At 71.4% G+C, this 13,352-nt stretch carries 9 protein-coding genes; 3 read left to right on the plus strand and 6 right to left on the minus strand.

All coding sequences use genetic code 11. The features are described 5' to 3' along the window. Window positions 1–47 precede the first annotated feature (47 nt). Window positions 48–2,081, plus strand: coding sequence for a YjhG/YagF family D-xylonate dehydratase (locus HNR76_RS13675; RefSeq protein WP_162311805.1), 2,034 nt, complete (start codon window positions 48–50; stop codon window positions 2,079–2,081). Window positions 2,082–2,223: 142 nt separating this feature from the next. Then, window positions 2,224–3,534, plus strand: coding sequence for a GntT/GntP/DsdX family permease (locus HNR76_RS13680; RefSeq protein ID WP_162311806.1), 1,311 nt, complete (start codon window positions 2,224–2,226; stop codon window positions 3,532–3,534). 40 nt (window positions 3,535–3,574) lie between these two features. On the opposite strand, the gene HNR76_RS13685 is transcribed toward HNR76_RS13680, so the two are convergent. Continuing rightward, window positions 3,575–4,450, minus strand: a complete 876-nt coding sequence (locus HNR76_RS13685) for a LysR family transcriptional regulator (RefSeq protein ID WP_249065690.1) — start codon at window positions 4,448–4,450, stop codon at window positions 3,575–3,577. 187 nt (window positions 4,451–4,637) lie between these two features. On the opposite strand from HNR76_RS13685, the gene HNR76_RS13690 reads away from it, so the two are divergent. Then, window positions 4,638–5,711, plus strand: a complete 1,074-nt coding sequence (locus HNR76_RS13690; protein WP_162311808.1) for an alkene reductase — start codon at window positions 4,638–4,640, stop codon at window positions 5,709–5,711. Between the two features lie 50 nt (window positions 5,712–5,761). Here the strand turns inward: HNR76_RS13690 and HNR76_RS13695 are convergent, their stop codons facing one another. From HNR76_RS13695 to uxaC, 5 genes are all read right to left on the minus strand, one after another. Next, window positions 5,762–6,751, minus strand: a complete 990-nt coding sequence (locus HNR76_RS13695; RefSeq protein ID WP_162311809.1) for a glycoside hydrolase family 88/105 protein — start codon at window positions 6,749–6,751, stop codon at window positions 5,762–5,764. Between the two features lie 261 nt (window positions 6,752–7,012). After that, window positions 7,013–8,209 carry an endo-1,4-beta-xylanase gene (locus tag HNR76_RS13700; protein WP_211373185.1) on the minus strand — a complete coding sequence of 399 codons (1,197 nt, stop codon included), beginning with the start codon at window positions 8,207–8,209 and terminating at the stop codon, window positions 7,013–7,015. Then, window positions 8,206–9,111, minus strand: a complete 906-nt coding sequence (locus HNR76_RS13705; RefSeq protein WP_162311810.1) for a ThuA domain-containing protein — start codon at window positions 9,109–9,111, stop codon at window positions 8,206–8,208. The genes HNR76_RS13700 and HNR76_RS13705 overlap by 4 nt, the downstream gene beginning before the upstream one ends. 27 nt (window positions 9,112–9,138) lie before the next feature. Next, entirely contained in the window at window positions 9,139–11,853 is a 2,715-nt protein-coding gene (gene galB / locus HNR76_RS13710) for a beta-galactosidase GalB (RefSeq protein WP_162311811.1), read from the minus strand. Further along, entirely contained in the window at window positions 11,850–13,274 is a 1,425-nt protein-coding gene (gene uxaC, locus HNR76_RS13715) for a glucuronate isomerase (RefSeq protein WP_162311812.1), read from the minus strand. The genes galB and uxaC overlap by 4 nt, the downstream gene beginning before the upstream one ends. Between the last annotated feature and the right edge of the window lie 78 nt (window positions 13,275–13,352).

The raw sequence follows: 13,352 nt of genomic DNA on the forward strand, positions 1-13,352 counted from the left end.
CCCGACCGCGAGGCGGCGGGGATGGGCAGGGCGGAAGGAGCGCGGCGATGAGCGCGCCCGGGCCCGGCCTCGATGCCATCCTCGGCGACGGCTCGGCGCTGGCCGCCACCCGCACCTGCGGCGAGGGCCCGTCCGGGAGCCTGCCGATCGACGCGCGCACCCTGCGCGAGGCGCCCAGCGGCCACCTGTTCGGCATGACCCAGAACGCGGGCATGGGCTGGCGCGCCTCGGAAGTGGCGCGCGATCCCTACCTGATCGTCAGCACCCAGGGCGGGCTGCGCGCGGCGGACGGGCAGCCGGTCGCCCTGGGCCTGCACACCGGCCACTGGGAGATCGACCGCATGGTGCGCGCGGCGGCCGAGACCTTCGCCGCGCACGGCGGCCTGCCGTTCTCGGTGATGTGCTCGGACCCGTGCGACGGCCGCACCCAGGGCACCACCGGCATGTTCGACAGTCTGCCGTACCGCAACGATGCGGCGGTGACCATGCGGCGCCTGATCCGCTCGCTGCCTTCGCGCCGCGGCGTGCTGGGGGTGGCCACCTGCGACAAGGGCCTGCCGGCGACGATGCTGGCCCTGGCCGGCTGCGCCGACCTGCCCGGGGTCATCGTGCCCGGCGGCGTCACCCTGCCGGCGCGCGGCGCCGAGGACACCGCGCTGGTGCAGACCATCGGCGCACGCTTCGCGCATGGCCTGATCGACCTGCAGCATGCGGCGGAGATGGGCTGCAAGGCTTGCGGCTCGCCCGGCGGCGGCTGCCAGTTCCTGGGCACCGCGGCCACCTCGCAGGTGATCGCCGAGGCGCTGGGCATCGCGTTGCCGCACAGCGCGCTGGCGCCCTCGGGCGAACCGGCGTGGCTGGACATCGCGCGGCGTTCCGCGCTGGCGCTGATGCGCCTGGCCGGGCAGGGCACGGCGCTGTCGGCGATCCTCACCCGCGAGGCGGTGGAGAACGCGCTGGTGGTGCACGCCGCCTTCGGCGGCTCCACCAACCTGCTGCTGCACGTGCCGGCCATCGCGCACGCGGCTGGCGTGCAGCGGCCGACGGTCGAGGACTGGATCGCCGCCAACCGCGCCACCCCGCGCCTGGTGGACGCGCTGCCCAACGGCCCGCGCCACCATCCCACCGTGCAGGTGTTCATGGCCGGCGGCGTGCCCGAGGTGATGCTGCACCTGCGCGCGATGGGCCTGCTGCACCTGGACGTGCCCACCGTCAGCGGGCGCGCGCTGGGCGACAACCTCGACTGGTGGGAACGCAGCGACGCGCGCCGCATCGCCCGCGAACGCCTGCGCGAACTGGATGGCGTGGACCCGGACAACGTCATCATGGGCCCGGATGCCGCGCGCGCGGCGGGGCTGACCAGCGCCCTGGTGTTCCCGCGCGGCAACCTCGCCCCGGAAGGCTCGGTGATCAAGGCCACCTCGATCGATCCCGGCGTGGTCGACGCGGACAACGTATACCGCCACACCGGGCGTGCGCGCGTGTTCGCCACCGAGCGCGACGCGATCCGCGCGATCAAGGCCAAGGGCGCCGACGCGGTGGTGGCCGGCGACATCGTGGTGCTGGCCGGCTGCGGCCCGGCCGGTACCGGCATGGAGGAGACCTACCAGCTCACCTCCGCGCTCAAGCACCTGCCCTGGGGCAAGCACGTGGCGGTGATCACCGACGCGCGCTTCTCCGGCGTGTCCACCGGCGCCTGCATCGGCCACGTCGGCCCCGAGGCGCTGGCCGGCGGCCCGATCGGGCGCCTGCGCGACGGCGACGTGGTGCGCATCGAGATCGACCGTACCCGGCTGGAAGGCCGCATCGACTTCATCGGCACCGACCCGGACGCGCCGCTGCAGGCGGCCACGGCCGCCGCGCTGCTGGCCGCGCGCGCGCCGCACCCGGGCATCGCCGCGCACCCGCGCCTGCCGGCCGACACCCGGCTGTGGGCCGCGCTGCAGGAGGCCAGCGGTGGAGCCTGGGGCGGCTGCGTGTACGACGTGGACCGGATCGTCGAGGTGCTGCGCGCCGGCCGTGACGCGCTGGCACGACCGCACGGCCGCGTTGCGGGCGAAGACACGGGAGACCCGTCCTGATGCGCCGGACTCCGCATCATCGCCGCTCGCGGCCCGGGGCGTATCCCGGGCCGCACGTCCCCACCGCCGCCGCGCGCGGGCCCCGCTTCGCCCCGACCAACTCAGACCAGTAGCAACGCCATCGCCGGGGAGGGCGATCGCCATGACCATGTTCCTGATCATCGCAGCAGCGATCGCGCTGCAGATATTCCTTACCGCACGCAAGCTCAGTCCGTTCCTGTCGCTGCTGATCGTGGCGATCCCGATGGGGCTGGCGCTGGGCATGTCGCCGCAGGAGCTGCTCAAGACCATCGACAATGGAGTCGGCAGTACCCTGGCCGGCTTGGCCCTGGTGATCGTGCTGGGCGCGATCCTGGGCAAGGTGCTGGAGGAAAGCGGCGCCGCGCAGAAGATCGCCAACGTCCTGATCGCGCGCTTCGGCGAGAGGAACATCCAGTGGGCGCTGCTGCTCACCGGCTTCCTGGTCGGCATCCCGCTCTACTTCAACGCCGGCTTCATCATCCTGGTGCCGCTGATCTTCTCGCTGGCGCGCAGGACGGGGCTGCCGATCCTGTACCTGGCCATCCCCACGGTCGCCTCGCTCAGCACCACCCACTGCTTCCTGCCACCGCACCCGGGCCCGGTGATCCTGGTCAACGCGTTCGGCGCGGACATGGGCATGACCCTGGTGTACGGCATCCTCATGGCCATCCCCGCGGTGATCATCGCCGGGCCGTTCCTCGGTCGGCGCATGCAGGGCATCAACCCGCCGATGCTGGACCTGTTCTCCTCCAGCACCGAGCACAAGGAACTCCCGGGCACGTCGGCCTCGTTCCTGATCGCGCTGTCGCCGGTGCTGCTGATCGGGCTGTCGGTGCTGGCGGACGGGCTGATGCCCGAGGGCGCGCTGCGCAGCGCGCTGCTGTTCCTGGGCAACCCCACCGTGGCGTTGCTGCTGTCCACCCTGATGGCGTTCTACTGGCTCGCGCATCGTCGCGGGGTGGACCTGGGGACGCAGACGCGCTGGCTCAACGCCGCCATCTCCGGCATCGCGGTGATCGTGCTGATCATCACCGCCGGCGGGGTGTTCAAGCAGGTGCTGGTGGACAGTGGCGTGGGCGCACATATCGCCGCCCTGAGCGAGGCCTGGCACATGCCGCCGCTGATCTTCGCCTGGCTGGCCACCGCCCTGCTGCGGGTGATGATCGGCTCGTCCACCGTGGCGGTCATCACCGCCGCCGGCGTGGTCGGCCCGCTGATCGCCACTACCGGCGCCTCGCCCGAACTGATGGTGCTGGCCGTGGGCGCCGGCAGCGTGTTCGGCTCGCACGTCAACGACTCCGCGTTCTGGATGTTCAAGGAGTTCTTCAACCTGTCGATGAAGCAGACCTTCGTGTCGTGGACGGTGATGGAGACCACCATCTCGATCATCGGCCTGGGCGGGGTGCTGCTGCTGGACCTGGCGATCGCCTAGGCGGCCTGCGGCGGACGGCGCGCCCACCGGGGCCGCATCGTCACTTCCGCGCAAGCCGCGCGCTGAGGAACTCGATGAAGCGCTGCGTCTTCGCCGGCAGCAGCCGGGTTTCGGTCATGGCGTAGACCGGCATCGGCGTGCCTTGCCATGCGGGCATGATCCTGCGCAGCTTCCCGCTGGAAAGCTCGTCGGCGACGACCTCCTCCTGCAGCAGGAGGATGCCCATGTCGAGCGTGGCCAGGCGGCGGATCATGCCGACGTTGTTGAGGGTGAACCGTCCGCCCACCGGCACCGCGACACTGCGCCTGCCGTCGTGCAACGTCCAGGTGTCCGCCTTCAGGACGGTCAGGCACGCGTGTCTTTCCAGGTCGGCGGGCCTGACCGGCTCGCCCGATCGCTCCAGGTAGCCGGGCGAGGCATAGAGGCGCGGCGCGAGCGAGGTCAGCTTGCGCGCGATGAGTTGCGAGTCCCTGGATTCCCCCAGGCGGATCGCCACGTCGAACGGCTCGCTGACGAGATCGACCCGTCTCGGGGCGAGGTCGAGATCGAAGTCAATGCCGGGATAGAGGCCGGCGAACTCGGCGATCAACGGCGCCAGGTAGGTGGTCGCGAAGTCCACCGGCGCCGAAGCGCGCAGCACGCCGCTGGGCTGCTCGAGCATCTGGCCGAGTTGCTCGTGTGCCAGCCGGGCCTCGTCGACGATGCGCCTGCACCGCTCGAAATAGATCCGGCCGGCTTCGGTCAGTTCGATCTTGCGCGTCGTGCGATGCAGCAGGCGCAGCCCGATCTCCTTTTCCAGCGCGCCGATCCGCCGCGACAAGGTGGAGTTCGGCATCCCCATCGCGTCGGCCGCCTTGCGAAAGCCCTGGGCCTTGACCACCTCCACGAACAGGGCGATGTCGTTGAGCGCGTGCACCGCGATTGCTCCATGCATGGATCAATGTTATGCAAATTACCATCTTTATCCTGGCGCGGGAGCGCACGATGATGATGCCTCCCCCAGAGAGGCAGAGGCCGGCGCCAGGAAACCCCCGAGCGACCCCACCGCAACCGGTCCCCATGGCCGCCTCGGACCCGCCGCTCCGCTACCGAAGGAAACCATCGTGAATAGACTGTTCGATCCTGTCCGCCTCGGCCGGCACACTCTGCAGAACCGCCTGGTCATGGCGCCGATGACCCGTTCCCGGGCGCAGTTCGACGGCACCCCGGGCGAGCCGGCCGCCGAGTACTACGCCCAGCGCGCCAGCGTCGGCCTGATCGTCACCGAAGGCACCCAGCCCTCCGCCGACGGACAGGGCTACCTCGCCACGCCGGGCATCTACACCGATGCGCACGTCGCCGGCTGGAGGAGGATCACCGATGCCGTGCATGCCAAGGGCGGCCATGTGTTCGTCCAGCTCATGCACGCCGGGCGCATGTCGCACCCGGACAACACCCCGCACCGGCGCCCGGGCGTCGCGCCTTCGGCCATCGCACCGGGCGCGGGCATGTTCACCGCCTCGGGGATGCAGGACATCCCCGTGCCGCGCGCCCTGGCCACCGCGGAGGTGCGCCAGACCGTCCAGGACTTCCGCCATGCGGCACGCCGGGCGATCGAGGCCGGTGCCGACGGCGTGGAGATCCATGGTGCGAACGCCTACCTGATCCAGCAGTTCTTCGCACCCAGCGCCAATGCGCGCACCGACGCGTATGGCGGCTCCATCGAGAACCGCGCCCGCCTCGCCATCGAGGTCGCCGCCGCCATCGCCGGCGAGATCGGCGCGGAGCGGACGGCGATCCGCCTGTCGCCCGGGACGACGCTGTGGGGCATCGACGAAGGCGCCGAGGGCCCCGGCCTGTACCGCCATCTGGTCGCCGAACTGGACGGGCTGGGGCTGGCCTACGCGCACGTCGTGCACAACGGCGACGAATCGCTGCTGGCCGACATCCGCAAGCTTTGGAAGGGAATGCTGGTCCTGAACCGGCCGGGACGCCCGCGCGCGGACATCGGCACCGACGTGGCGTCGGGGCTGGCCGACCTGGAAGCCTATGGCCAGATGGTGCTGGCGAATCCGGACTTCGTCGCCCGGCTGAAGACCGGTGCGCCCATGAACGAGGCGGATCGCGCCAGCTATTTCGGCGGCACGTCCAAGGGCTATACCGACTATCCCTCGTTGAGGAAAGTCCAGGCCGCCTGACGAGCCGGGCATGGCCTCTCCAGGCCGTGCGGCAGGACGGCTGCCCGGCCCTAGCGCAGCAACGCCGCCGCGGCCCACAGCATCGGCGCCTGCCCGTGCTGGTCGCCGGTCAGGCGCGGGCGCTGGAAGTAGTAGTTCTCCTCGTCGCCCGCATGGTCCGGCCCGCCGGGATGGGAGCCGGGCTTGTAGGCCCACATGCTCACGTCGCGCAGTTCGCCGTCCGGCGTGAGCCGCCCGGCCAGCGCGAGCCAGCCGGCGCGCGCGGCGGGTCCATAGGCACCCGCGTCCAGCCAGCCGTTGCGCACGCCGGTGATCAGGGCGTAGGCGAACATGGCGCTGCCCGAGGTTTCCGCCCAGTTGCGCGGGTCGTCGGAGTCGACGATCTGCTTCCACAGGCCCGTGTCCTCGCCGCTGGCGATCTGGCGGGCCACGAGGCCGCGCATCATCCGCTCGTAGCCGGCGCGGATGGCCGCGTGGTGGATGTGGTCCGGCGGCAGCTCGCGCAGCAGCTCGGTCATGCCGGCCGCGACCCAGCCGTTGCCGCGCGCCCACTTGTGGCGGAAATCGGCGTGGTGGAAGAACAGGCCGTCGTCCTGCTGCAGGGCGTGGAGATATTCCACCATCGCCGCCGCCGCCGTATCCAGGTACTCCGGGTCGCCGGAGGCGCGCCAGGCCTGCACCTGCAGCGCGGTGATCATGAACATGTCGTCGATGGCGAAGCGCTTGTGCGCTTCGATGCGCGCGCGCTGGTGGTCGGCGATGCGCAGGCCTTCGGCGAGCAGGTCGGCGCTGCCTGCCTGCCGCGCGATCTCCAGCGGCACGATGCCGAACACGTTGTCGTCCACGTGCCCGGGGCCGGCGAGCAATTCGGCATGGCTGCCCCGGTACGGCGCATACATCGCGACCAGGGCGTCCAGCAGCGCCCGGTCGTGCAGCAGGCCGGCCACGGCCAGCGACCCGTACCAGGCGCAGGCGAGCTTGTAGTGCGTGGAGCCGGCCGGATCGGCATGGGCGAAGGCCTGCGCCAGCCGGGTCCCCACGTCGGCCGGGTCCGCGCCGGCCGGCCAGCGCCATCGAGCCAGGCGGCTTCCGCGCCGGCGACCTCCGCCTGGCGCGCGGGCGGCGGCATGGGTGCCGGCGCATGGCCCATGCGCGAGGGGCCGCTGCAGGCGGCGGACGTGAGCAGGGCCGGCAACAGCCAGCCAAGAGAGGCGGATGGACGCATCGCGCTTCACCTTCCCATCGTAATCTTGCCGGTGGAGCCGGCGGCGGCCCGGCGCGTGCCGGGCACGGTGGCGACCTTACTCCCCCGGCACGCCCAGCACCGCCTCCAGCGCCGGCTTGGGTGCGCGCTGGCGGTCGAACAGCAGGGTGTAGTTGGTCCGGCCGGGGATCGGGTAGTCGTTCTTCCACGACATGCCGTCGTCCACGCCCCAGACGGCGACGCGGTGCAGCTTGTCGCGGCGGCCGTGGAAGATGCGGAACAACTCGGCGTAGCGGTCGGCGAGCTGCCGCTGCACCTGGGGCGGCAGGCCGTCGCGGTACGGGTCGAGGAACTTCTTGAACTCCGGCAACTGGAACTGCGGGTGCGACATGCCGGTGCCGATGATCTGACCTTCGCGGGTCAGCGGCAGCACGTCCACGTCCAGCTCGGTGATCATCACCTTCACCCCGAGCGCGGCGTACGCGTCGATCGCCGCCTCGATGTCGCCGGTGGATGGGTAGTTCAGGCCCCAGTGGCCCTGCATGCCGATGCCGTCGATGCGGATGCCGTGGGCCTGCAGCATCTTCACCATGCGCACGATGCCGTCGCGCTTCTCCGGACGCCAGGCGTTGAAATCGTTGTAGTACAGCTCGGCGTCCGGCGCGTATTGGTGGGCGAAGCGGAACGCCTGGCGCACCAGTTCGTCGCCGTCGCCGATGCCCGCGACCCACTTGGTATCGCGGTACTGGCCGTCCTCGCCGATCTGCTCGTTGACCACGTCCCAGGCGTGGATGCGCCCGGCGTAGCGGCCGGCGACCTTCTCGATGTATTCGCGCATGCGTTCGATCAGGGCCTGGCGGCCCACCGGCGTGCCGTCGGCCCGGACGAAGAACCAGTCCGGGGTCTGGTTGTGCCAGACCAGGGTGTGGCCGACGATGAACATGCCGTGCTTCCGGCCGAACTCGACGAAGGCGTCGGCATCGGCGAAGTCGTACACGCCCGGCCTCGGGTTCAACACCTCGGCCTTCATCGCGTTCTCGGCGGTGATGGCGTTGAAGTGCGCCGGCACCAGCGCCTGCGATGCCGCGTCCTGGCCGGAGACGATCCGGGTGTTGACCGCGGTGCCGAGCAGGAAGTCCCCGGCATAGGCCTGCTTGAGGCTGGCGCGCGAGGCGCTTGCGGCCGGCTGGCCGGTCGATGCATCGGCCGGGGCCGGCGCCTGGCCGTGGCCGGTGGATGCAAGCCCGGCCAGGAGCGCCAGGGCCGTCAACTGGGTCATGCGATGCTTGGTCATGGTGAGTCCTCGAGCTGTGAGCAGCCATGGCGCCGTGCCTTGGCCGCCCAGGACAACGCGCCGTCGATCATCTGCAGGTGCAACGGCTCGGCGTAGGTCCGCGCCTCGTGGCCGAGCGCGGAATAGAAGACCCGGCCCTGCCCGATGCAGCGCGTCCACACGATGGGATGGTCGCCCATGCGTTGCTCGGGCGCCGGTGCGTAGCTGTCCTCGTCCAGGCGCGCCAGGACCCGGGTGCCGTGGCCGGAGGGAACCCGGTCGAACGCGTACCACTCGTCCCGCCGCCGCCAGCGTTCCGGCAATGCGCGCATCGCCGGGTGCGCGCGGTCGCCGACCAGCACCACGGCGTCCTGGAACTGTTTCGGTTTGGAAGTGTGGCCGATGAACTGCGCCCCGAGCACGGTCTCCACGTACCATTCCCAGTCGTAGCGGGGGTCGCCGCCGGCGCCGTGCAGCGCCACCAGCCCGCCGCCCTGCTCGATCCATCGGCGGAACGCCTGGCGCTGGTCGGCGGAGAAGAGGTTGCCGCTGGTGCTGTTGAGGACGACGACGTCGAACCTGGCCAGCGCCTGCGGGTTGAACACCGCGGCGTTCTCGCTGACGAAGCCGTCCCAGCCCTTCGCCGCTGTCATCGCCGAAAGCGCGGCGTTGGCCGCCTGGATCTGCGCGTCGTCGCGGAAGCCGTTGGTCTTGGAGAAGATCAGCACCGCGTGCTCGCCGGCGAAGTCGGGCAGCGCCGGCGGCACCGTGTCCATCACCGGCGCCGGCCAGTAGCGCGGGTCCTTGACGTACGGGGCGGGCGCCGGCTCGGCCGGCTGCGCCGCATGCGAGGCCACGGGCGCCACCACGCCGGCAAGCGCCGCGTGGCACAGGAGGATGGCGAGCGATCGCGGGAGCTTCATGCGGGCCTCCTGGTCATGTGTCCGGGGCTACGGGCCGCTTCCGACGTGCAAGGTCACGGCGGCATCCTGGAGCGCATCGGACTGCGCGCGCAAGGTGGCGGTGCCGGACCGCCCGCGCAGACCGCGCACGATCACCAGCGCCATGCCGCTGAACGCGGCGCGTTCGTGCGACGGGAAGGCGGTCATGTCGGTGGAGTCGCCGTTGTCGGTGGCGACGATCTCGGCCGGGCCCTCGACGCTGAAGCGGATGCGGTTGGCGGCGGTCGGCACGGGCCGCCCGTCCGCGTCCAGCACCCGCACCGTCACGAAGGACAGGTCGCGCCCGTCGCCGGCGATCCGGTCGCGGTCCGCCACGGCGTCCAGCCTGGCCGGTGCGCCGGCGGTGCGCACGGCCGCGTCGGCCCACGGCTGGCCGCCGCGCCAGGCCTGCACGCGCAGCTCGCCGGGCCGGTACTTCACCGCGTCCCAGCGCAGGCGGTACTCGTACGGGCCCTTCCTCTTCCTGCCCTGGGAGACGCCGTTGACGAACAGCTCGGCCTCGTCGCCGGAGGTGAACACGTGCACCGGCGTGACCTGGCCCTCGCGGCCGGGCCACGTCCAGTGCGGCAGGATGTGCGCCATCGGCAGGTCCGGTCGCCAGCGCGACTGGTAGAGGAAGTAGCGGTCCTTGGGGAAGCCGGCCAGGTCGACGATGCCGCTGTAGGAACTGCGCGAGTCGTAATACGGGGTCGGCTCGCCCAGGTAGTCGAAGCCGTTCCAGACAAACTCGCCGGCCACGTAGGGGTGCCGGTCGAGGGTGGCGAACACCTTGTCCGCGCTGGAGCCGAAATCCACCGCGTGCAATTCGTAGCCGCTGACCTGGCGCAGGGACGAATCGCCGCCCTGCCCGTCGCGCACCGGCGCGCTGGCCAGCGGCGAGACCGGGAACAGGTAGATGCCGCGGCTGCTGAAGGCCGAGGCGGTCTCGCTGCCGAAGATCACCTTGTCCGGGAACGCGGCGCGGAACGCCGGGTACGACGGCGGCGTGCGGATGCGCTCGGTGCCCTCGAACTCGGGCTCCTGGCGGATGCCCTCGCCCTGGTAGTTGAGGTTGATCACGTCGAAGGCGGCGGGGAAGGGCATGTCCGCCTTGGCCCAGTTCATCGACGCGGTGGTCGGGCGGGTCGGGTCCTCCTCGTGGGCGATGGCGGCCAGGCGCCGGCCGATGGCCGCGCCTTCTTCGCCGTCGTACTGCTCGCCGACCTCGTTGCCCACGCTCCACAGGATCACCGAGGGGTGGTTGCGGTCGCGGCGGATCATCGCGCGCAGGTCGGCCTCGTGCCAATCCGGGAAGACCAGGTGGAAGTCGAGCGGGGTCTTCTTCTTCTCCCAGGAATCGAACATCTCGTCGACCACCAGGAACCCCATGCGGTCGGTCAGTTCCAGCAACTGCGGGTCGGGCGGGTTGTGCGCCATGCGGATCGCGTTGACGCCCATGCCGCGCAGGATCTCCAGTTGCCGCTCGGCCGCGCGCACGTTGAACGCCGCGCCCAGCGCGCCCAGGTCGTGGTGCTGGTTCACGCCGCGCAGCGGGACGTGCTCGCCGTTGACCACCACGCCGCGGTCCGGGTCCCACCGCACGTCGCGGATGCCGAAGCGGGTGTGGTAGCGGTCGATCACGCGGCCCTCGCGGGCCAGGGTGGTGACCGCCACGTAGCGGTTGGGCCGCTGGCCCGGCGGCGGGCCCCACAGGCGCGGATGGTCGATGCGCGCGCCCGAGGCGACCGTGGTGCTGCCGCCGGCCACCACGTCCACGGTGAGCGGCGGGATCCGCGCCACCGCCGTGCCCGTCGCCGCGCCGGAGGCATCGAGCGCGAAGAACTCGGTTTCCACCCGGGTGCGCGCCACGGCATCGGAGGCGTTGTCGATCCGCACGCGCAGGTGCACGGTGGCCGCGCGCTCGGAGACCTCGGGCGTGGCGACGTAGGTGCCCCATTGCGCCACGTGCACCGGATCGGCCACGGTCAGCCACACGTCGCGGTACAGGCCGCCGCCGGGATACCAGCGCGCCGACTCGGGCGGGTTGTCCAGGCGGATGGCGAGCTGGTTGCGGCCGCCGAACCGCACGTAGGGGGTCAGGTCCACGCGCCAGGAGTTGTAGCCGTAGGGCCAGCCGCCGACCAGGTTGCCGTTGAGCCAGACCGTGGCGTAGGACATCGCGCCGTCCAGATCGAGGAACACCGAGCGGCCGCCTTCTTCGGCGGAGATGTCGAGCGCGCGCCGGTACCAGCCGATGCCCCAACTGGGCAGGCGTCCCATGCCGCCGTAGGGGCCTTCGACGATGAACGGCCCGGCGATGGCCCAGTCGTGCGGCAGCGCCACCGGTTCCCAGCCGCTGTCGTCGAAGTCGGCCCGCAGGAACGCCACGTCGCCGCCCGGAGGATCGCCTTCCGGCCGCCGGTGGCGCTTGTCCGGCGGCAGCAGCGGGTTGGCGGTGGGCAGGATCCACGGCTTGAGCACGGTGCGGCCGGCCTGCACCTTCACCGCGTCGTCCGGCCGCGCGTCGGCGACCTTGCCGTCGGCGCTGCGGACCACTTCCGGGCGCGCGTCGTAGTCCAGGCGGCCGTCCACGCCCGGCGGGTCGCCGCGGTGGAAGCGCCAGCCGTCGTCCAGGCGGATGCGCTCGCGCGCGGCGGCGGGCTCGGCGGCGAACGCCGGCGCCAGGGCCGCCAGCCCCAGCAACAACACGATGCGCAGGCTCATAGCCGATAGGCCTCCTTGGGCAGGCGGTAGGCGAGGTCGGCCGCCACTTCGGCGGCCTCGTCCTCGTCGATGCGGTGCTCGGCCGCCAGCCTGGCCAGCACCGCGCAGTCGATGCGGCGGGCCACGTCGTGGCGCGCCGGGATCGAGAGGAAGGCGCGGGTGTCGTCGTTGAAGCCGACGGTGTTGTAGAAGCCGGCGGTGCTCAGGGTCTGCTCGCGGAAGCGCCACATGCCCTCGGGCGAATCGTGGAACCACCAGGCCGGTCCGAGGAACAGGCACGGCCAGTGCCCGGCCAGCGGGCCCAGCTCGCGTGCGTAGGTGCTCTCGTCCAGGGTGAACAGGATCAGCCTGAACGTGGGCTCGTTGCCGTAGCGGTCCAGCAGCGGCTTGAGCGCGCGCACGTATTCGGTGCGCAGCGGGATGTCGGCGCCCTTGTCGCGGCCGTAGCGCTCGAACAGGCCACGGTTGTGGTTGCGGAAGCAGCCGGGATGGATCTGCATCACCAGGCCGTCGTCCAGGCTCATCCCGGCCATTTCGGTCAGCACCTGGGCGCGGAACAGCTCGGCATCGGCGGCGTCGAAGGCGCCGGAGACGATCTTCGCGAACAGGGCCCGGGCCTGCGCCGGCGGCAGGTCGGCGGTGGCGCAACTGGGGTGACCGTGGTCGGTCGAGGTGGCGCCCATCGACTTGAAGAAGGCGCGGCGCTGGCGATGCGCGCGCAGGTAGCCGTCCCAGTCGTACACGTCCTCGCCGGTGATCTCACCGAAGCGGCGCAGCGCGCCGGTGAACTGCTCGTGCTCCGGGTCCACCACCGGGTCCGGCCGGTAGGCGGTGACCACCTTGCCCTTCCAGCCGCTGTCGCGGATCGCGGCGTGGTGGGCCAGGTCGTCCAGCGGCCCCTCGGTGGTGGCGATCACCTCGATGCCGAAGCGCTCGAACAGCGCGCGCGGGCGGAAGCCGGGCGTCTGCAGCGCCTGGGTGATGGTGTCGTAGTAGGTGTCGGCGGTGCCCGCGTCCAGCCGCTGGCGCAGGCCGAACACCTCGTGGAAGACATGGTCCAGCCACATCGACGAGGGCGTGCCGCGGAACAGGTGGACGTTGCGGGCGAACACCTGCCAGGCCGCGCGCGGATCGACCTGCGCGCGCGAGCCGTCGGCGCGCGGAATGCCCAGCGCGTCCAGCGGCACGCCCTGGCTGTAGAGCATGCGGAACACGTAGTGGTCGGGCACCAGCAGCAGTTCGGTGGCGTTGGCGAAGGCCTCGTTGCCGGCGAACCAGGCCGGATCGGTATGCCCGTGCGGGCTGACGATGGGCAGCCGTGCCACGTGCGCATACAGGCGCCGGGCGATGGTGCGCTGGGTCGGGTCGGACGGGAACAGGCGGTCCTCGTGCAGGACCAGCGGTTTGGCTTGGGCGTTCATGGCGATGAGCTACTGCGGATGCGTGGATCGGATTGTGGATGAAGACGATGCCGTGCCACAGCGCGGCAGGGCGTCGCC

Origin of the sequence: Pseudoxanthomonas broegbernensis, assembly GCF_014202435.1 — a bacterium.
GTDB classification, from domain to species: Bacteria; Pseudomonadota; Gammaproteobacteria; order Xanthomonadales; family Xanthomonadaceae; genus Pseudoxanthomonas; species Pseudoxanthomonas broegbernensis.

Bases quoted from the DNA above. Each gene is read 5' to 3' on its own strand.
- HNR76_RS13705 (WP_162311810.1), bottom strand. From the start codon at position 9,111: ATGAAGCTCCCGCGATCGCTCGCCATCCTCCTGTGCCACGCGGCGCTT.
- HNR76_RS13680 (WP_162311806.1), top strand. From the start codon at position 2,224: ATGACCATGTTCCTGATCATCGCAGCAGCGATCGCGCTGCAGATATTC.
- HNR76_RS13700 (WP_211373185.1), bottom strand. From the start codon at position 8,209: ATGACCAAGCATCGCATGACCCAGTTGACGGCCCTGGCGCTCCTGGCC.
- galB (WP_162311811.1), bottom strand. From the start codon at position 11,853: ATGAGCCTGCGCATCGTGTTGTTGCTGGGGCTGGCGGCCCTGGCGCCG.
- uxaC (WP_162311812.1), bottom strand. From the start codon at position 13,274: ATGAACGCCCAAGCCAAACCGCTGGTCCTGCACGAGGACCGCCTGTTC.
- HNR76_RS13675 (WP_162311805.1), top strand. From the start codon at position 48: ATGAGCGCGCCCGGGCCCGGCCTCGATGCCATCCTCGGCGACGGCTCG.